General features: G+C 60.4%; 19 protein-coding genes. 10 read left to right on the forward strand and 9 right to left on the reverse strand.

Translation table 11 applies throughout. The features are described 5' to 3' along the window. Positions 1 to 53: 53 nt before the first annotated feature. The 7 genes from QZ383_RS06025 to QZ383_RS06055 form a co-directional block, all read right to left on the reverse strand. On the reverse strand, positions 54 to 1,271 hold the full coding sequence (locus tag QZ383_RS06025; protein WP_291443897.1) for a response regulator: 1,218 nt from the start codon (positions 1,269 to 1,271) through the stop codon (positions 54 to 56). A 224-nt stretch (positions 1,272 to 1,495) separates the two neighbouring features. Beyond that, entirely contained in the window at positions 1,496 to 1,969 is a 474-nt protein-coding gene (locus QZ383_RS06030; protein WP_192113365.1) for a response regulator, read from the reverse strand. Positions 1,970 to 2,008: 39 nt separating this feature from the next. Next, positions 2,009 to 2,674 (reverse strand): sensor histidine kinase, encoded by a 666-nt coding sequence (locus QZ383_RS06035; RefSeq protein ID WP_291443900.1) that lies wholly within the window; start codon positions 2,672 to 2,674, stop codon positions 2,009 to 2,011. Beyond that, entirely contained in the window at positions 2,671 to 3,066 is a 396-nt protein-coding gene (locus QZ383_RS06040) for a response regulator (RefSeq protein ID WP_291443901.1), read from the reverse strand. Before QZ383_RS06040 ends, QZ383_RS06035 begins: the two co-directional genes overlap by 4 nt. A gap of 1 nt (position 3,067) precedes the next feature. Then, positions 3,068 to 4,882 (reverse strand): ATP-binding protein, encoded by a 1,815-nt coding sequence (locus QZ383_RS06045; protein ID WP_365861247.1) that lies wholly within the window; start codon positions 4,880 to 4,882, stop codon positions 3,068 to 3,070. 38 nt (positions 4,883 to 4,920) lie between these two features. Next, positions 4,921 to 5,349: a DUF1634 domain-containing protein gene (locus QZ383_RS06050; protein WP_233483220.1), complete on the reverse strand. Its 429-nt coding sequence runs from the start codon at positions 5,347 to 5,349 to the stop codon at positions 4,921 to 4,923. Positions 5,350 to 5,386: 37 nt separating this feature from the next. Beyond that, positions 5,387 to 6,517, reverse strand: a complete 1,131-nt coding sequence (locus QZ383_RS06055) for a sulfite exporter TauE/SafE family protein (RefSeq protein WP_291443903.1) — start codon at positions 6,515 to 6,517, stop codon at positions 5,387 to 5,389. A gap of 625 nt (positions 6,518 to 7,142) precedes the next feature. Here QZ383_RS06055 and QZ383_RS06060 point away from each other — a divergent pair. After that, positions 7,143 to 7,442, forward strand: a complete 300-nt coding sequence (locus tag QZ383_RS06060; protein WP_291443905.1) for a hypothetical protein — start codon at positions 7,143 to 7,145, stop codon at positions 7,440 to 7,442. Between the two features lie 131 nt (positions 7,443 to 7,573). Here the strand turns inward: QZ383_RS06060 and QZ383_RS06065 are convergent, their stop codons facing one another. Continuing rightward, positions 7,574 to 8,260, reverse strand: coding sequence for a response regulator transcription factor (locus tag QZ383_RS06065; protein ID WP_291443907.1), 687 nt, complete (start codon positions 8,258 to 8,260; stop codon positions 7,574 to 7,576). Positions 8,261 to 8,288: 28 nt separating this feature from the next. Between QZ383_RS06065 and QZ383_RS06070 the strand changes: the two genes are divergently transcribed. Continuing rightward, a complete protein-coding gene (locus tag QZ383_RS06070; RefSeq protein ID WP_291443909.1) occupies positions 8,289 to 8,438 on the forward strand; it encodes a hypothetical protein in 150 nt (49 codons plus the stop codon). Between the two features lie 56 nt (positions 8,439 to 8,494). On the opposite strand, the gene mgtE is transcribed toward QZ383_RS06070, so the two are convergent. Further along, a complete protein-coding gene (mgtE, locus tag QZ383_RS06075) occupies positions 8,495 to 9,946 on the reverse strand; it encodes a magnesium transporter (RefSeq protein ID WP_291443911.1) in 1,452 nt (483 codons plus the stop codon). 414 nt (positions 9,947 to 10,360) lie between these two features. On the opposite strand from mgtE, the gene nadC reads away from it, so the two are divergent. The 8 genes from nadC to argC all read left to right on the forward strand — a co-directional run bounded on the left by nadC (position 10,361) and on the right by argC (position 19,702). After that, positions 10,361 to 11,233, forward strand: a complete 873-nt coding sequence (gene nadC, locus QZ383_RS06080) for a carboxylating nicotinate-nucleotide diphosphorylase (protein ID WP_291443912.1) — start codon at positions 10,361 to 10,363, stop codon at positions 11,231 to 11,233. Positions 11,234 to 11,421: 188 nt separating this feature from the next. Continuing rightward, on the forward strand, positions 11,422 to 12,468 hold the full coding sequence (nadA, locus tag QZ383_RS06085; RefSeq protein ID WP_291443914.1) for a quinolinate synthase NadA: 1,047 nt from the start codon (positions 11,422 to 11,424) through the stop codon (positions 12,466 to 12,468). A gap of 10 nt (positions 12,469 to 12,478) precedes the next feature. Then, positions 12,479 to 14,077, forward strand: coding sequence for an L-aspartate oxidase (gene nadB / locus QZ383_RS06090; RefSeq protein ID WP_192113358.1), 1,599 nt, complete (start codon positions 12,479 to 12,481; stop codon positions 14,075 to 14,077). 125 nt (positions 14,078 to 14,202) lie between these two features. Next, positions 14,203 to 15,753 carry a hypothetical protein gene (locus tag QZ383_RS06095; protein WP_291443917.1) on the forward strand — a complete coding sequence of 517 codons (1,551 nt, stop codon included), beginning with the start codon at positions 14,203 to 14,205 and terminating at the stop codon, positions 15,751 to 15,753. Between the two features lie 3 nt (positions 15,754 to 15,756). After that, on the forward strand, positions 15,757 to 16,938 hold the full coding sequence (locus QZ383_RS06100) for a class I SAM-dependent rRNA methyltransferase (protein WP_291443919.1): 1,182 nt from the start codon (positions 15,757 to 15,759) through the stop codon (positions 16,936 to 16,938). Between the two features lie 15 nt (positions 16,939 to 16,953). Continuing rightward, the gene (locus tag QZ383_RS06105) at positions 16,954 to 18,138 is read left to right on the forward strand and encodes an alanine--glyoxylate aminotransferase family protein (RefSeq protein ID WP_291443921.1); all 1,185 of its coding nucleotides are present in this window, start codon (positions 16,954 to 16,956) and stop codon (positions 18,136 to 18,138) included. A 99-nt stretch (positions 18,139 to 18,237) separates the two neighbouring features. Beyond that, positions 18,238 to 18,552, forward strand: a complete 315-nt coding sequence (locus tag QZ383_RS06110; protein WP_291443923.1) for a DUF1844 domain-containing protein — start codon at positions 18,238 to 18,240, stop codon at positions 18,550 to 18,552. Between the two features lie 94 nt (positions 18,553 to 18,646). After that, positions 18,647 to 19,702: an N-acetyl-gamma-glutamyl-phosphate reductase gene (gene argC / locus QZ383_RS06115; RefSeq protein WP_291443924.1), complete on the forward strand. Its 1,056-nt coding sequence runs from the start codon at positions 18,647 to 18,649 to the stop codon at positions 19,700 to 19,702. The last annotated feature ends 240 nt before the right edge of the window (positions 19,703 to 19,942 follow it).

Genomic DNA, 19,942 nt, shown 5'->3' on the forward strand with positions numbered 1-19,942 from the left:
GGCGCAAACGTCAGAGATCGAACCTTGCGCTCAATATGAAAAATTTCGGAGTCCTATGCTTCGGCCTTGGGCGGCGTTTGGCGTTCCCCCAAAGATTCCGCCAGGGGCAGGCTGAGACAGAATTCTGCTCCGCCATCAGCCGCGTTGGCGGCTGTCAGCTCGCCGCCCCGGGCGTGCGCCAGGGAACGGGCTACCGCTAGCCCCAGCCCCACGTAGCGGCCAAGCGTCTTGCCGCCCGATGCATGCGCGGCAACAGGGCTTTGCAGGGCGCGCGTGCTGAAAAAAGGTTCAAATATGTGCGGCATGATGTCGGGCGCGATGCCTGGGCCGTTGTCGCGCACCACAAGGTCGTACCAATCCTGCCCCTGCGCATCGCGTCTGGTGCTGGCGGTCAGGATAATCAGACCGCCGGGGCGCTCTGCCGCTCTTGCTGCGGATTCTGCATCACTGAGAGCATCCAGCGCGTTTTCCAGCAGGTGCAGGCATATCTGCTGCAATTCCGGTGCAGACCCCAAGGGGCGGGGCGCGCCTTCTCCTTGAGGCACTCGTACATCGCAACGCACATGGGCGCTTTCCATGCGTTCGTGCAGCAGGCGCAGCACATGGGCCACATCCGCGGCCACATCAAGCGCGCCTACGCGGGGGTCAAGCCCGTGCCCCACCATGAGCAGTTTGCGCGTTATCTCGCGCACTCGCAGGCTCTGCGTCCTGATGGTGTCCACAGCCTCGCGCACTTCGCCGATATCCGGCAAAGCTTCGGCTTCCGGCTCTTCCAGACAGTCACGGATCAGGCCAGCGGCCTGCACCATGATATTCAGCGGATTGTTGACCTCATGGGCCACGCCTTCCGCTACCCGGCCAAGGCTGCGCCAGCGGGCTGCCTCGGCCAGACGTGCGGCTTCCTGTCGTGCGCCTGCGCGTTCCGCCGCCTTGCGGCACTCCGCAAGGATGCCGTCCATGCCCACGGGCTTTGAAAGCCAGTTCAGCGCGCCGCGCCGCATGGCCTGCACGGCCTTGCCCATATCTCCTGCGCCGGAAAGCATCACCACATCGGTCTGCGGGTAGTGCTCGCGCAGGATTTTCAGCAGGTCCACGCCGTCCATACCCGGCAGCCCCACATCAAGAAATATGAGGTCGCGGGGGCCGCGCGCCAGTTCGGCCAGGGCCGCATCGGCATCCTGCGCGGTTGCGGTTTCGTAGCCGCGCAATGCCAGACGTTCGGCCAAAGGCTCCGAAAAGGCAGGTTCGTCATCCACAACAAGCACACGCATGGCGAACTCCTATGGCGAACCGCTGCCGCCCTGGCAGTTTCAGAAAACCGCTTCAGGACAATTAACGCTTGAACAAGCCGCCTTGCGGCGGGCAAGACCAGCCAACGCCTGTTTTATGGCAGGGATATGGGGCAACCCCTTGCAGGAGCATTCCGTGCAGAAATACCCTTGCCGCAGGCCGGATGCGCTCCATCCGGCCCTCCCGGTCAAAGCTGCATCAGCGCTTATTTACCGTGCTCTTCCAGCACGTCCTTTTCGTTCATGACATCACGGGCGGAGTCAAAATCGCCGCCTTCTGCCAGAGAAACAGCCACCATGGCGTTCTCGAGCTTATCACGGTAGGCCATGCGAATGCTGTTGAGCAATTCGTCAATGTCCATGGGCTTTCTGAGGAAGTTGTACGCGCCCATGCGATAGGCGGTCTGTTCTTCAGCGTCGCCGCCGTGGCCCGTAAGAATGATGACCTGAACCTGCGGATTGCTCTTTTTGACGTTGCGCAGCACTTCAAAGCCGTCCATGCCGGGCATGCGCAGGTCAAGCACGATAACGTCGGTGGGCTGCTCCACAGCCTTGAGGGCTTCGGGGCCGTCGTAGGCCACCCGCGCTTCAAAGCCGCGCATGGCAAGGCGCTCCGACAGCGTGTCCACAAACTGCTTTTCGTCGTCCACCAGCAGGATTTTGATGTCTTCCTTGGTCATGGAATACTCCTTGAAGGCCCGGCAACATGCCGGCGCCGGTTATTCGCCTTCGCTATCGCAGGCCGAAATGGAAAGGAAAAATCTTGGCCCGGCATCCCGCCAGGGCATAAGCACGGCGCGCCAACCGGGGCGCATGCCGTCCAGCATGGGGCTGCCCGTCATGGCCGCCAAAGCCATTTCGCGGTTGGCCCCTTCCAGTGCCTCAACAATAATGCCTTCTTCCTTCTGCCGCCGCCCGGCAGTGAGGCGCAGGTTCACCTGCCCGCCCACCGAGGAGCAGAGGTCAAACACTTCAAGCAGCGACCGCAGCACAGCCAAAGGCGGCACATTGGCCCACACGGGTTCTTCAGTTTCGCCGCTGGTCAGCTGTATCTGCGCCGCGCGCGCCTGACGCGCCGCCAGCAGGCAGAAGCTGCGGCTTACCCGCGCAAGATCGCAGGGGCCAGCGCTGCCGGGTTCCATGCCTCCAGCCTGAGCCATAAAGTCCATGGCTTCGGAAAGGGCCGCACCCTGAATAATGGAACGCTGCACTTCACTCAATGCCGATGAAAGCCGCTCTGCCCCCGGCGCGGCAACAGTCTTGCCGCCAGCCAAAGTTGCCAGATCCTGCGCCAGCCCGGCAGATTCACGAATCACAGCCAGCACGTTGCGCATGTCGTGAACAGCGGAAGCCAGCAAGCGGGCCATGCACTGACTCTCATTCATGACTTGCCTCCGTTGGCTGCGCATTCCTTGCCTTCACGCACGGCAGCTTGCAGCGTTTCCAGAAAAACATTGAAACTCAGCGGCTTGGTGAGGCAGGCAAAGGCCTGCGCCACAGGATTTGTGCCGTTGTCGTCCACAGCCTCGTGCCCTGTGAGCAGGATGACCGGCAAATCAGGATACAGAACCTTGAGGCGGCGCAGCACTTCATCGCCCGACAAACCAGGCATAAAGAGATCAAGCACCACAACATCGGGTTTTTCCGGCGTGGCGGCCTGGAGGGCGCTGATGCCGTCATAAACTACATAGGGTGCAAAGCCGCGAAGCGAAAGACGCTCTGCCAAGGTATCGACAAATTCCTTTTCATCGTCAGCCAGAAGGATGCGTAATGACATTCTACACCTCCACCGCGACATCTGGCGGAGTAAGCGGCAGGGTGATGCTTATGGTGCTGCCCCGCCCTTCTTCGCTTTGTACGTGAATTTCGCCGCCAAGCTTGCGCACGATGCCGTAGGTGATGAACATGCCGAGCCCGGTTCCCTTGTCTTTTTTGGTGGAGTAAAACGGCTCAAAAATATGCCGGAGCACTTCGGGCGACATGCCCTTGCCGTTGTCCTGCACACTCACCAGCATCTGGCCGTTCTGGCTTTGACAGCGTATTTTAACAAAACGCTCTTCGCCCTGCGGAGTCTGCGTGCTCCCCTCGCCACCGGCCAGCGCGTCCAGCGCGTTGCCCACGATGTTGAGGAATACCTGCTGCAACTGGCCTCTGTCCGACACAATTTCCGGCAGGTTGGGCGGCAGTTCCGCGTCAAGTTTGACACCCCGGTTTTTTGCTTCTCGCTCAAGAAAACCAAGGGTTTCTGAAATAACTTCTTCTATGTGCAGGGCCTGACGGTTGGCTTCCATGCGGCGGGCAAAGCCCAGCAACCTGTGGGTAATGCCGCGCGCGCGTTCCACGGTGCTTTCAATGCCTTCCAGCAGGGCGCAGAGCCTTTCCTTGTCCTTGCCATCGCCGCACACCTTGCCCATGCTTAAAAGATCCTGGGCAAGCCCCGCCTTTTCGTAAATGACGGCCAGCGGATTATTGACCTCGTGGGCCACGCCCGCAGCCAGACGCCCAATGGACGAAAGCTTCTGGTTGTGCTCCATCTGGGCAAAAACAGCGACCCGGCGCTCATCACTGGCCTGCAACCGGTTTATAAGCTGCTGCATGAGCAGATTAGAAACCATAAAGATCAGGGCAATGCCGCCGCACAAGACGAGCAGCAATTCCGTGCGCAGGGCCAGCCAGGGGCGGATGGCGTCTTCCGTGGGCTTGACAGCCAGCAGCATGAAATCCGTACCCGCCAGTGTGCACGAGGCCACCATGAGCTGCCTGCCCTTGGGGTCGGTAATACGGCGCACCACTGTTTCGTGCGAGGCCGGGGGCAAATCCATGGGCAGTTTTTCCAGCGCCTTGCCGAAAAGATTGGAATCCGTTTGCAGCACGCCTTCCGTATCTACAAGAAATACGTCAGTGTCGTGCTCCGGCCCAACGGTGGACACAACCTGCTGGATGCGCAGGGTATCCGTGGCCACGCGCAACGTCCACGAAACGCCGTTTTCTTCAAGCCTGTGCACTGCCACAACAAGGTGCGGATACCCGCGATACCCCAGAATTGCGTTGCTGAGGTAGCGCCCCTTTATCTCGGTATCGCGCAGCCATGGCTTGCCCGCGTAATCCACGCCCTTGAGCTTGTACGGCCCCACATAGCCAACCTGCTGGCCGTCCGCGTCCACCAGGCCCATATCCACAAAGCCCTGATATTCACTCTTGAGGGCCAGAAACACGCGGTTGAGAGTTCGCTCGTCCAGCAAATCCTTGAAGGTGTACGCGTGGGCAAGGAAACTCACCGTGGAAACACGCTCGCCAAGATACAACTCCAGCGCCGCCTGCGACTTGCGGGCCAGGGCGTACACCGGGCTTTCCAGTTCGCGCTCGAGGGTACGCATATACTGCACATGGCTGATGGCCGAAAGCAGCAGCAACGGCGTAACCGAAACGGCCACCATGAGCACTGTCATCAGCCGCCGCAGCGAGCGGTACCGGGCCGGAGACACCGCCTCCGGAACTTCCAGCAGATGCGCGAAGTAGTTTTTTATCGTGGCGAACATGTGCCCTCCAAGGTCTGCGCCGCCGTCAAGCCCGCTGGTGCGGTTCAGCTCCACGGCGGCACGTTCCCCGGCCCCGTAAGGCAAAACCCCGACTAATGGCCGCCAGCCACCAGAACGCCCGAAGCCGCAAGGCTGAGCACCAACACTTCAAGCACGGCAATAATCGTCATAATCCACTGCTTCTGGCGCACAAGACTGATCGCAAGCTGCACAAAGCAGATGATGGTGAGCGCCGCAAGAAAAGCGATACCAATGAAATTGCATATATCGCCCTTCCCCACAAGGGCAAGCCAGCCCCAACCTTGAGGGATATTGCCCGCAGCACGGTAGGCGGCTGCGTTCTGCGTCCACAGGTGCGGCATCTGGTCCAGAGGAATCTGCGGCGTAAGCACACCAAAAACATAGAGCGCATAAGTAACAAGCATTACCACAAAGCCCAGCAGCGCGCCGTAGAACAGGGTATCTGCATAGCGCAGTTGCGCGGGGGAGGCCTTTATGTCGTTCTTCAGATCAGTGGTCATTGTTTTCTCCCTTCAGTTCAAGCGTATCCGGTGCGGATTACCAGCCGAGGCCCTTCATGAGGGCCTTGGCCCCGGAGAAGAAGAGCACGCCAATAACCATGTAGCGGATGAACTTGGGCTTGGCCTTGGCAAGCAGCCGCACACCCACCACAGAACCCAGCATAAGGCCAACGATGGAAGGAACGGCCATAAGCGGGATAACGCAGCCCTGGTTCAGATACACCCAGGCGGCAGACGTGTCGGTAATGGAAAGCAGGAATTTGGAGGTGCCCACAGCGACCTTGAGGGGCGCGCCCATGAGCAGGTTGAGCACAGGCACGTTGGCCCAGCCAGCGCCAAGGCCGAACATGCCAGCCATGATGCCGATGGCGATGAACAGCAGCAGGCCAGCCAGGGTGCGGTGGGTTTTCCACTCCACCACTTCACCGGTACTGGGTTCAAGGAAAACGCCGTTCATGCCGAGCGCAAGACCGATGGCATCCTGCTTTGTCACTACCGGGCGCACTGAGTTTTTGGAAAGCAGCAGCAGCACGGCAATGCCAAGGATGGTCGCGCCAAGGCAGGTCTGAATGACGTTGGTAGGCAGCGCCAAGCCGAGCATGGCACCCACGATGGCGCAGGCAGAGGCAATCAGCGCCACAGGCAGAGCCAGACGCAGGTTGGCGAAGTTACGCCGCAACAGACCGGGGCCAGCGGCCAGCGCGCCCGCAAGGGCCACCAACAGGCCAGCGCCTCGCACAAAGTCGAGGTGGAAGGGGAAAAACCCGCTCACCAGCGGCACAAACAAAACGCCGCCGCCTACACCGGCCATGACGGCGATCACGCCGAGGATAAAACAGAAGAACAGCAGGGCCAGCGGCCAGTACCACCACGGGTTGTTGTCTATAGCCACCGCTTCAGTCGCTTGCGAAGCAGCGGGAGCGGCTTCAGCGGGCGCGGCCTGCACCGAAGTATCGGCGGCAGCCACAGCCACAAAAGACTGGGCCTGTGTTGGAGCGGCATTTTCAGCCTGCGCCGTTACGGCGACCTGAGCAGCCGGAAGGGCCTCAGCAGCCTGTGCCGACACCGGACAGGCAAGCCACAGGCACAGTGCCACGGGCAGCAGAATGAACTTCACCACAAAATTCTCAGCCCCGCTCTTCAGGGTTCTTTGGAAATCAAAAGCCATTGTTTCCCCCTTGCGGCCTTTTGCCGACGCAAGTTTATTTACGGTTAGCTCAAGGTAGGTTGGAAAGGGGTTGGGTGCTATCAGGAGAATCCTGAATTGTGAAAAAATGACTAAGGGATTTCCCCAGAGGTGGGGAGGGGATTTTGCCTGTCGGCGGCGAGGATCATCCTTTGATTTTTGCTGCTCCGCAGGAGTGGAATAAACCTTTGATTTTTGCTGCCCTTCGGGCATGTAATTCCGCCGTCCGGCGGTGTTTGGGACGCCTTCGCGGCGCGCGGGTTCGCCTCCCCAGCATGGGGCTTAAGCGGTTTACTGCCCTCGAGCATGAGATTCCGCCGTCCGGCGGAGTTTGGGACGCCTGCGCGGCGCGCGGCAAGGTGGGGCCGGTTATGGGGCTACGCCCCCTTCTCGGCCCCCCTTGCATCCCCCCCCGAAGCACCCCCTGAGGTTTTCAGTTTCCGCAAAACGACGAGGGCAACGCGGCTCTTGCCGCGGGAGCTTCCCTCACTCGCCACGCTCGCTCAGGTGATCTCCCTCCGCGCCGCGTAAATGCCATCGTCCGCTTTCGCTTTGCATCTAAATCAATTTTAGTCAATCATCTTCAGCAGTTACCTAGATGTAGAGCATGCTTCATTCCTATTTAATACCTCGTGGACATACCGTCAGCCAGCAGCAAGCTTGGACAAGTCAAAGAACAAATAAAAAGATATACAACTTCTTTAAGTTACTCGTAATGCACCAATTACCATTCAGCCATGACCAGACGGATAAATTGCGAGTCAAAAAAATCTATCCGCCATCAAAAGCTGGTTGTTGTGTTGCCTTCCTTAAACTCGCCGGAGCAAGGCGGAGGCGATGGCTGGTGTTGAGTGAATTTGCAAAATACGCATTTTTCTGGCCTGACAAGGAAAAATCCTGTTTTTGAGCGCAGCGTACTCATGTACGTGAGCATCAAAAACAGGATTTTAACGCCGTCAGGCCAGAAAAGTCGGGTTTGCGTAAATACGCTCGACAGGTTCGCCCCACCCCGCCACCAAGCTCTTACATGCCTTTTCCCTACACCTTCACAAGACCGTGCCGGATGGCAATCTTGACCAAATCCCCCACTGACCCGGCCTGCAACTTGGTAAGCAGATTGTACTTGTGAGTCTCCACCGTCTTGGGGCTGATATACAGCTCCGCAGCTATGTTCTTGACGCTCATGCCATCAGCCAGCAAACGAAAAATCTCTTTCTCTCGGGGCGAAAGGGCCCCCAGATCAGCCCCGGCATCGGCATTCGCCGTATCGGCAGCCTCGCGCCGCTGACGCAGCATGGCCGCCACACGCCCGCCGGGATCGGGAAAACTCAGATAAATCTCGCCCGCGCGCACACTTTCAATGGCGCGCAGCAGCACGCCGGGCGATTCAGACTTGCGCACATGCCCCATAATGCCCAGATCAATAAGCTCCGGCAGCCAGCGCTGATCTTCATGCCCAGTATAGACCAAAATACGCGTCTGGGGCCGCACCTCAAGCACGGCGCGCCCAGTTTCAAGACCATTCATGCCGGGCATGCCAAGATCGAGCACCAGCAAATGCGGTTGCAGGGATGCCGCCAGAGCCACAGCCTCGCCTCCGTTCTGGGCCATGCCCACAACGCGCAGATGCCCATAAGGCGCGAGCAGACTGCGCACGCCTTCCATAAGCAGCTTGTGATCGTCCACCAGCAAAATGCGGCAGACCTCGCCCGGAATATCACCCATTGGCACGGCTTTGCGGCTCTCGCAGCTGATGTTTCGGCCCGCTTCCCCAGTGGCGGCTGTTGGCATCTATTCCGGCGATGGGGGACAAAGCCGGAAGCCCTCCATGCCCCGGCCACGCGGCAAGGAAGCCGCAGCGGCCATGATGCAGCACACGGGGCAACGCAAGGTTGCCCTGTAACAGCCGCGCCGTTGCAGGGGCATGATCCCTCAAACAGACCAAGGGTGACAAATTTTTTATAAAATGAACAGAGAGGCCAGGCCCAAAAAGATAAAAAAGCCTGCGCCATCGGTGATGGTGGTGAGAAAAATACTTGAAGCCTGCGCGGGGTCGCGCCCCAGCGCCCGAAAAATAAGCGGGATGGAGCCGCCAGCCACCGCGCCCAAAAGCATGTCGCACAAGAGAGCCCCGCCCATGACGCCGCCCACCATGGGCAGGCCCGTGAACCACCATGCAGCGAAAAAGGCCACCACAGCCATGGCCATGCCGGTGACAATGCCGATCTTGCCCTCGCGCACCACGGCCATCCAGGCCTTTTTCTGGTCAAAGCGGTCTGTGGCCAACTGGCGGATCATCACCGCCAGAGCCTGCTGCCCCGTATTGCCCGCCTGATTGGCCACCATGGGCATGAGCACGGCCAGCACTGCCATCTGGGCGATGGAGCCCTCAAACATGTAAACCACCGAGGCCGACAGGGCGGAATTTATCATGTTCACAAACAGCCAGGGCAGGCGTTTGCGCACACTCTCAAGCCAGGGGGTATCCACGCTTTCTTCCGGGTCGGCGCCCACCATGCCCAGCATGTCGGCGCTGGCTTCTTCGTGCATGATGTCCATGATATCGTCATAGGTGACCACGCCGAGGATATGCCCCTCGTTGTCCACAACGGGCATGGCCATAAAATTGTAGTGCGAGAGCAGGCTTGCCACTTCGCGCTCATCCGTATCGTAGGTAACGCTGACAACGCTCTGGCCCGAAACCGCGTCGCCCACGATGGTGCCGGGCCGCGCCAGCATGAGATCGCGCAGAGAAAGTACGCCCACAAGCACCTGATGCTCGTCCACCACATAGGCGTAGTAGGGGCTTTCCTTGTCTTCCATTTCGCTGCGGATGTGGGCGATAGCTTCATCTGCCGTAAAATTTCTTTCCAGCAAGATAAGCTCGGTGTTCATGACACCGCCGGCAGAATCCGGGTCAAAATTGAGCAGATTGCGCAATTCTTCCGAATCTTCGCGGTCGAGCTTTTCCAGCAGGGCGTCGCGGTGATCCTCGTCCAGTTCGTCCAGCACATCGGCGGCGTCGTCGGGCGACATCTCGGCGATAATCTGGGCGGCTACGTCATCGTCCAGATTTTCCAGCACGTCCACGGCCATGTTCTCGTCCAGTTCGGCCAACGCCTCTGCGGCGTCCTCCTTGGACATGCGGCTCAGGGTGCTGACCTGCTTTTCGAGACTCAGATTCTCAAGATGGTCGGCCATGTCCGCCGGATGCACAAATTCGGCATCGGCGTATTCCGCGGCAAAATCTTCATCATCGGCATCGGGCCGCTCCGCAGTCAGCAGAGAGGCCGCGCCCGGGGGCAGAGTGTCTTTTTCAGACGGAAGCTGGGGAGGTACTACAGGAGGCTGCGCGCTGCCAGGCTGTTCCGCAGGATCGGTACGGAATTTATCGTTGTGCTGATCTGCCATGGCGCGCCTTTAATCCAGTCTGTAGCCGAAGTGGAACGGTCGCGCCCAAGGCGCAACCCTGCAACAAGAAGCGGCAAAGCTTCGCCACGGCATCAGCCGGGGCAGCCCCAAAAACCGCACACAGTAGGCGGCACGATAATCCGGGGGACTTTTGCCTGCCCCGGCAGCCAGCCGCAAAACACTGCAGACTGTTAAGCAAAAAACGTGTGATTGTCACCAGCACGCCATGCTTGTGAAAAAACTCATGAAGTCCCGGCAGCTTGACGCGAAACACGGGGCATTCTATCTATTACACCACACCCGTATTGGGCAACCGCCGCAATCGGGCCATATTTACAGTCTTGCAGCGTGTGCAACGCGCGCCCTGACGGGCGAGTTTCCACTTAGCACGTGCAAGAAATGGGGACAAGCGCAATGTTCACGCCCTGGGCCGCATTTTTCTCTCCCGAAGGTCAGCGGCTACTCCAAAAATCCATCGATCTCGCTCTTGAGGAAGACGGCCCTGAAATGACCGCTCTGGGGCTTTTTGCCCCAGAATCCTCCATGAACGCCGTTATCCGCGCCAAGGAAGACACCCTGGTTGTGGGCCTGCCTGTTATCGGCGCTGTTTTCAAAAGCCTCGGCGCGCCGTTCACATGGCGCGCGCTGGTCAGGGAAGCTGCCTTCGTGCCCTCCATGACAGAGGTTGCGCATATCACGGCCCCAGCCACGGCCATGCTCAAGGCCGAACGCGTCATTCTGAACTTCATCACCCATCTTTCGGGCATTGCCAACCTCACCGCCCGCTACGTGCGCGAACTGGAAGGCACTGGCGTGCGTCTGCTCGATACCCGCAAAACCACTCCCGGTCTGCGTTGGGTCGAAAAATACGCCGTTCAGGCGGGCGGCGGGCACAATCACCGCAAAAACCTGACAGAAATGCTCATGCTCAAAGACAACCACATCGACGCCGCAGGTTCCATCACCGCGGCGGTTGCCAGGTTGCGCGCGCATTACGCGCCCTGCCCGCCCATCGAGGTGGAGTGCCGCACCCTTGACCATGTGCGCGAAGCCGTCGCCGCTAAGGCTGACCGCATCATGATGGACAACATGGACGGCCAGCGCCTTTCCGAGGCTCTCGCCCTTGTGCCTCGCTCCATCGAAACGGAAGTGAGTGGCGGCGTGCGGCTGGATACCATCCGCGCCCTTGCGCTCACCGAGCCGCGCAGGCCCGATTTTATTTCTGTGGGGCGTCTGACCCATTCCGCAGTGTCGGCAGATTTCAGCATGACCCTGCTGGCAGTGTAGCCGCAGCAACAGCCATGCCCGCGTTCTGCTGCCATACTTTCGCATACCGCAAACCGCGATCCGTGAAAGCAACACGCTGACCCACGGCGGCAACCATACGGCGACATTGCGACAACACAGTGACATCACCGGAACAAATTTCCGCATTTGCCACTTCTTTTTTCATACTGCCTGCAGAGGAACCTGAAATGCAAGACACAAGCGCTGCAATCGCATCCCTGAAAAAACAGCTCGGCGCGAATCTGTGTATAATGGGGCACCACTACCAGAACGATAACGTGGTGCGCCACTGCGACATCACAGGAGATTCGCTTGAGCTTGCCCGCCGCGTTCCCGGCATTGACGCAGCCCACATTGTTTTTTGCGGCGTCTATTTTATGGGGGAATCTGCCGCTCTGCTGGCAAAACCCGGCCAGAGCGTGCATCTGCCCAGTCTGGACGCAGACTGCCTCATGTCGCGCATGACCCCGGCCCCCCTGGCCCGCAAGGTGCTGGAGCAGCTCGCAGCCACAGGCCGCAAGATCATTCCGCTGGCTTACGTCAACACCGATCTGGCCCTCAAGGCCGTGGTGGGCGAATTTGGCGGCGCGGTCTGCACCTCGGCCAATGCCAAAATCATGCTGCGCTGGGCGCTGGATCAGGGCGACGGCGTGCTCTTTCTGCCCGACAGGCATTTGGGCAACAATACCGCCGAAACTTTGGGCATCAGCCAGGACGAACGCCATGTGCTGCGTGTAGGCGCTGCGGGGCTGGTACAGCCAGAAACCCAGCCCCTTGACCGAAAGCTGCTGCTCTGGCCCGGCTGTTGCGCCATCCACGCACGCTTTGAACCCGATGATGTGGAGGCCATCCGCGCCGAATACCCCGGCTGCCGCGTCATCGCCCACCCCGAATGCAGGCAGGAAGTCATTGAAGCCTGCGATGGCGCTGGTTCCACGTCATATCTCATCAAGGAGGCGGCCCGCGTAGCCGCCGAAGAACCGGGCACGACACTTATTGTCGGCACGGAAAACAACCTTGTGTACCGTCTGGCCGAGCGCCATGCGGGCCAGTGCCGCATTCTGCCGCTGGGCCATGCCATTTGCGGCAACATGGCCAAGGTTACGGAAAAGAAGCTTCTGGCCACGCTGCAAAGCGTAGCCGCCGGAGCAGCCTCGCCTCTGCACATTGAGGAGAACCTCTGCCCCCCCGCCCGTCTCTCCCTAACCCGCATGCTTGAAGCCTGCGGTAACTGAGGTTTGCGCCGTGAACTCTATTCGCCGTCACGTGCCCGTGCTGATCATCGGCTCGGGCGTTGCCGGATGCACCGCTGCACTTACCCTTGCCGATTCCGGCTGCGACGTTCTCCTGCTCAACGCCGGAGACAGGCTGGCTGACGGCAACTCCGAGCTAGCCCAGGGCGGCATCATCTATCAGGCAAATCCCACGCCAGAGCATCCCTCGGACGCACCAGCTCTGGAAAAGGATATTCTGGTTGCAGGGCACAATTATAATTACAACAAGGCCGTCAGTTTTCTGTGCGCGCAAGGCCCGCAGTGCGTGGACGAGGTCCTCATCAAGCGCGCCCAGGTGCCCTTTGACCGCAACGAGGACGGCACGTTCAACCTCACGCGCGAGGGCGGACATTCCACCCAGCGCATTCTGCACTGCGCCGACTTTTCGGGCCGGGCCATCATGGAGGGCCTCACCGCCCAGGTGCTGGCCCACCCGCGCATCACGCGGCTGCACCGCCGCGCCGCCATCGACCTTCTGACCAGCCACCACCACGCCAAGGCCTCGCAATACCGCTACGAGGTGCGCAACCGCTGCCTTGGCGCGTATGTGCTCAATGAAGAAACCGGCGAGACGGAAACTATCCTTGCGGACTGGACAGTGCTTGCCACCGGCGGCGTGGGGCAGGTCTTTCTGCACTCCACCAACTCGCCCGGCTGCGTGGGCACGGGTATGTCCATGGCCTTTCGCGCTGGTGTTGACCTTGCCAACCTCGAGTTCATGCAGTTCCACCCAACCGCGCTGTACGAAGAACGCAGCAACCGCCGCTCGCTCATTACCGAGGCCATGCGCGGCGAGGGCGCGCGCCTGCTTGACAGCAAGGGCCGCGCCTTCATGCTTGACCACGACCCCAGGGGTGATCTGGCCCCGCGTGACGTGGTGGCCCAGGCCATGATGGACGAAATGCTGCACACCGGCGCGCCTTGCCTTTATCTGGACGTGAGCGGCGTGGAGCAGGACGTGCCCACGCGCTTTCCTACCGTATACGAAAAGTGCCGCGAGGCCGGCATCGACATTCTCAAGGAACCCATTCCCGTGGTGCCCGCGGCCCACTACTTCTGCGGCGGCGTGCTCACCGACGTGCATGGCCGCACCTCGCTGCACGGACTCTACGCCATCGGCGAATGCGCCTGCACCGGCCTGCACGGGGCCAACCGTCTTGCCAGCACCTCCCTGCTTGAGGCATTGGTATGGGGCGTGAGCAGCGGCAAGGATCTGGCCCACCGCGTGGTGGCCGAAAGCGGCCTGCCCAAGGCTCTGGCCGCAGCCATCCCCGACTGGCGGCACGAAGGCGACGAACGCAGAGACGACCCGGCCCTTGTGGCCCAGGACTGGACAAACATCCGCAATACCATGTGGAACTATGTGGGCATTGCCCGCACAGAGGCGCGCCTGCGCCGCGCCTTCGAAGACATGCGCGACCTTGTGCGACATATCCACGATTTTTACAAGCGCACACGCATATCGCGGCGGCTGGTGGATCTTTTCCACGGTTCGCAGACCTCGTACATCATCACGCAGGCCGCGTTGCGCAACAAGGTAAGTATTGGCTGCCACCACCGGGTGGATTAAAGTACGTGTGGAGCACAGCCCTTGCCTGAACACATTTTAGCAAAATCGGCTGAATACCTGCGGTGCGCGGCACACGCCTGCAACTGCGATTTGACCGCTGAAGTTTTGAAGCTGGAGAAACCTGAATGAAAAAAGCATATTTGCCAGCCGCCGTGGTGATTCTGATCGCGGCGGGCTTTCTGGGTCTGTTTTTCGGCCTGAGCCCTCTGGTGGAGGGACAGGTACAGAGGGGCATCCAGAACATCGGCATCTCCGGCGACGGCATATCCACGCAGGCCGCGGTGGACAGGGTGGAATTTTCTCCCCTGTCGCGCACTCTGACCCTGTACGGCCTGCGCCTGCGCGGTGAAACGCCTCAGGGACCCCTTGCGTATGAAGTGGCGGAGGTTTCGCTCCGCATTCCCCTGCGCATGCTGCTGGCCTACACCCCCTTGCGGCCCATGGTGCTGAAGGATGTGGGCATGATGCCCGTGGCCGAAAACATCGTGGTGCGCAACCTGGCACTGCGCACGCCCGAGGCCCGAGGTTCGGTGCAGCGCGAAGAAATTGACGAACTGCGCAGCCAGAGCGAGCTGGTGGCCCGTTTTCTTGACGGTGCCCCCATCGACGCACTGGCCGCCACGTACCTCATGAGCGCAGACAAGGCGCACAGCTTTTTTCTGAGCGTCAGCATTCCCGGCAAGGAAGGTCTGGCCCAACTGACCATTAAGGAATCGCTGATCAAGGGATGGGACGGCGCTTCCGTTGAGCATATGCGCATTGAAGACATGCAGAGCCGCCTTGATGGGCACGAGAGCATGCGCATGGCGAGCTTTGAAGCCAACGGCCTCACCTTGCCGGAGCTGGGCCTGCTGCACCGCCTTATGGACGCAGCCGCAATGAGTGAAAACGACATGGACGCAGCCGTTAAGGCCCTTGGCCCGATTGTGGAAGAAATTCTGGCTGCCGACCCGCCCCTTGTGCGGCAGGTGCGCGCCTCGGGCATGACCTTTGCCGTGGAAAACGGCAGCGTGACTGTTGGCAGCGTGGGTTTTGACTGGCTTTCCAACTCGCCGCGCCACACAACCAGTTTTATCCGCGATCTTGCGGCCTCCAAAAGCCTGCTTGAAGAGGCTTCCGGCCTTGCCATGCCCGCGCTCAAGGCCAACATGACCTTTGAAAGCCTTGGCCTGAGCACGGCCTCGCACAAAAAAACAATGTCCATCAAGGCCGAAGGTCTCGCGGACGTGGACTGTTCGTTCACCCTGTACGATGCCGGGATCATCAGCACCAGCGAGCAGGCCCTGCTGATGCAAAGCTTCAGCGATCTGCACCTCGCCGTGAAGGATCACGGAGCGCTGGCCTGGGTTGGCCTCAATCTTTCCCACGACGGGCGCGCAGCGGCCACGGCCCTGCACCAGACCCTGGACAAGGGGCTGGATCTCGCCCCCACCCCGCAGAACAACGCCATCCGGCAGGCCCTGCTGACCTTTGTGCAGCGCCCGGGCCAGCTTGAAGCCGCCAGCGCCAAAGGCCAGCGCATAGGGATTCTGCAAATACTGGCTGCCCTGAACGACCCTGGCGCGCTGTTTACCTGCACCGCCGTTGCCGGTCAGAAAACGCTGGAAGAACAGATCAACGCCCTTGCGGCGCAAACCGCCAAAACATCCGCCCCCGCCGAAGCAGCGGGAAAGTAGCATATGCGCAAACTCTGTCTCAAAAAAAATGAAGATCGGCGTCTGCGCGCCGGGCACCTCTGGATTTTCGCCAATGAGGTGGACGTAAAACAAAGCCCGCTCACCGACTTTGCCCCCGGTGAGTCCGCAACCCTGTGCGACTGGCGCGGCGCGCCGCTTGGCAGTGTGTGCGTCAACTCGGCTTCGCTTATCTGCGCCCGCCTGCACAGCCGCAAGCCCGATGTGGAACTGGACGAAGCCCTGCTGGCCCAAAGGCTGGAATCGGCACTGGCCCTGCGCCAGCGCCTCTACCCCGGCCCCTGGTATCGGCTTTGCCACGGCGAGGGCGATTTTCTGCCCGGTCTGGTCATTGACCGCTACGGCGACCACCTGACCGTGCAGGTCACCACTGCGGGTATGGAGCAAAGGCGCGAAGCGCTCGCAGCCGCCCTGCACACGCTGCTGCATCCCACGTCCATTCTCTGGGCCAACGACTTAGCCGCACGAGGGCTTGAAAACCTCTCCCGCGAGCAAGAGAGCGAAGGCCAGTTGCCTGAAAGGCTGGAAGTGCCGGAAAACGGCTGCCGCTTTTTCGCGCCCTGCGCCACAGGCCAGAAAACGGGCTGGTTTTACGACCAGCGCCCCAACAGGGCGGAACTGGCACGTTATGCCAAGGATGCCGATGTGCTGGATATTTTCAGCTATATTGGCGGGTTCGGCGTTACCGCAGCGGCTGCGGGCGCGCGCTCCGTCACCTTTGTGGACGCCTCGGCCCAGGCGCTCGCCTTTGCGGAAGAAAACGCCAGGGCCAACGCCCCCGGCTGTGACGCCCAGACCCTGTGCGGCGACGCCTTTGACCTGCTGCGCCAGATGCGCGACGAAGGCCGACGCTTTCAGGCCATCAGCCTTGATCCCCCGGCCTTCATCAAGCGCCGCAAGGACGCTGCCCTCGGGCTTGCGGCCTATAAGCAGGCCAATGATCTGGCAGTGCAACTGCTGGCGCCGGGGGGCATACTTGCCACCTCGTCCTGTTCGCACCATCTTGAAACGCAGTCTTTGCGCGCTTGCTTGACGCAGGCCGCCGCCAAGCGCAAACTGCATGCCCGTATTCTTTTTGCCGGGGGCCAGGGGCCGGATCATCCCATCCACGCCGCCATGCCCGAAACGGCCTATCTGAAGTGCTTTATCGCCCAAGTGGGCGCGTAACTAGAAGGATTTGACATGCTGAACAAAGTCCGCCTGCTCACCCCTGGCCCCACGCCTCTGCCGGAGCGCGTGCGTCTTGTGCTTGCCAAAGACATGATCCACCACCGCAAAAGCGAATTCAAGGCCGTGATGGGCCGGGTTCAGGAGCGCCTGCGCGTGCTGTTCGGCACGGACGATGTGGTTCTGCCCCTATCCTGTTCCGGCACGGGCGCCATGACGGCGGCAGTGTACAGTCTGTTTACCCCCGGTCAGCGCGTGCTGGTGGTTGAGGGGGGCAAGTTCGGCCAGCGCTGGCGCGAGATCGCTGTTTCGCGCGGGCTTGAAGTCACCACCCTTGAAGTGCCGTGGGGCGAAGCCGTTGACCCGCAGGCCGTGGCAACGGCCCTCAAGGCCGATCCGGGCATCGCGGCGGTGCTCATCCAGCACTCCGAAACCTCCACCGGCGTTCTGCACCCAGTGGAAGAAGTGGCGCGCATCACGCGCGATACCGACACGCTTCTGCTGGTGGACGGCATCTCTGCCGTGAGCCTCGCGCCCTGCCCCATGGATCAGTGGGGTATCGACTGCCTTGTCACCGGCTCGCAAAAAGGCCTCATGCTGCCCCCCGGCCTTGCGCTGCTGGCGCTCTCGCCACGCGCATGGAAGAGGGCCGAAAGCGTCACGCCCGGCTGCTTCTATTTCAATCTGCCCAAGGAACGAGCCAAGATCGCTCAGGGGCAGACTCTGTTCACCTCTGCGGTGAACCTCGTGGTCGGCCTGGACGAAAGCCTTGAAATGCTGCTGGAAAACGGGCTTGAAGCCATTTACGCCAAGCAATGGGCGCTGACCATGCTGGCCCGCGCGGGCGTTGCCGCCATGGGCCTTGAGCTTTACGCCAAGACCCACTTTGCCTGGGGCATCACCAGCGTCATGCTGCCTGCGGGCGTTGACGGCACCGAGGTGCTGCGTATCGCCATGGACAACTACGGCGTGTGCATGGCTGGCGGGCAGGATCACATGAAGGGCCGGATGGTGCGCATAGGCCATATGGGCTGGGTGGACTGGGCCGATCTGGTGGCCGGGCTGCATGCCCTCAACCGGGGCATCATTGAAGCGGGTGGACACTGCGGCTCGCGTGACTATCTTGAAGAAGCGCTGGCGGCTTATCGCATGGCCCTGGCGGGCAAACCCGGCGAGCCGCTGCCGCTGATCCACAGCTAGGCCGCAAGCCCTTGCGCTGGTGGTAAAAGCTTGTATGTTGGACGCAAGCATTGGCGCAAACTGCTGTTACCGTAACCGTTTACGTGCCACGAGGTCGCCATGAGTGACAATAACTGCGGCTGCAAGGCCGATGGCCCCATGCCGGAAGTGACGTTTTCGACCTTTATCATTTCGCTGGCGTCGTCGGCCTTGGTGCATCTGGGCGAAGTGCCCAATCCCGAAACCGGCGGTACGGAAACAAACCTGCCGCTGGCAAAGCACAGCATTGATGTGCTGGAAATGCTGCGCGCCAAGACCGAAAACGGGCTGGAAGAACAGGAGCGAAAGCTGCTGGAAAGCATCCTCTACGAACTGCGCATGAAGTTCGTCATGAAATGCGGCCCGGACTGCGCCTGTCAGTCAAAAAAATCTTAAGGCACTGCGGTGCGGCACGGTCAGCGGCAATCTGCCGTCTGCGCGGCGCGGCTCCGTCACTACCATTGACCATAGTTTCCAAAGGATCGGCGGCATGAAGACAATCAATGTGGGTCTGGTGGGCATTACCGGCTACGCGGGCATGGAGCTGACGCGGCTTCTCGTGAGCCATCCTTCCATGCGGCTTGCCATGGCCTGTTCGCGGGCGGAATCCGGCAAACGGCTGGGGGATTTCTATCCTTTTCTTAACCACATGCCCGGCGCGGATGTGGTCATCAGCGTTTTTGACCCGCAGGAAGCCGCCCGCCAGTGCGATGTGGTTTTTCTTGCCGTGCCCGCAGGCACAGCCATGGACATGGCTGAAATGCTGCTGCGCGCCGGGGTGAAGGTTGTTGACCTCTCGGCGGATTTTCGCCTGCGCGACCCCGAAACCTATGCCACATGGTACAAGCGCGAGCACGTGTGCACTGATCTGCTGCACAAGGCCGTGTACGGCCTGCCCGAGCTGTACGCCGCTGAGATTGCAAGAGCAAAACTCATCGCCAACCCCGGCTGTTACCCCACCTCGGTGATTCTGGGTCTGTACGCCGCCATCAAGAACGACCTCGTGCACACCGACGACATCGTGGTGGACGCCAAATCCGGAGCCACGGGCGCTGGCCGCAAGGCAGCCGTGCCCACGCTGTTCTGCGAAATTTCCGACAATTTCCGCGCATACGGTCTGCCCACGCACCGGCATACGCCGGAAATCGAGCAGGAACTCAGCCTGCTGGCGGGCCACGACATGCGGGTTTCGTTCAACACGCACATTCTGCCCACCAACAGGGGCATTTTGTCCACCATCTATACCAAGCTCAAAAACCCCGCTACCAGCCTGGACGAAGTGCGCGAGGTCTTTACCCGCACGTGGGAACACAGCCCGTGGGTTCGCATCCTGCCCAAGGGTGCGCTGCCCGAAACGCGTTTTGTGCGCGGCAGCATGTTCTGCGACCTTGGTCTTGTGGTAGACCCCCGTACAGGGCGGCTCATCATCATTTCCGCCATCGACAACCTGTGCAGGGGCGCATCCGGTCAGGCCATGGCCAACGCCAACCTCATGTGCGGGCTGCCGGTAGAAACGGGCCTCAATACTTTGGCCCCGCTGGCGTAATGATATATTAGCAATATGGCCCTGTTGCCCCCTGCCTGCGTCAGGAAGCCTTTTTATTCCGGTCGAGTACCGAAGCAGTACACTCTCTCCATAAAAAGGCTTACTTCCTTGGCAGGGAACAAAATTTCTCATATTGTTAACATATCATGGACCTGATACACACAATCATTTTACATTCAAGGCTCGGCAGAAAGGCTTTTTATTCCTGCTGGATGCAGCGCATGACTAGCAGATAAAAAG

This window comes from Desulfovibrio sp. (genome assembly GCF_019422935.1).
Classification (GTDB): Bacteria; Desulfobacterota; Desulfovibrionia; order Desulfovibrionales; family Desulfovibrionaceae; genus Desulfovibrio.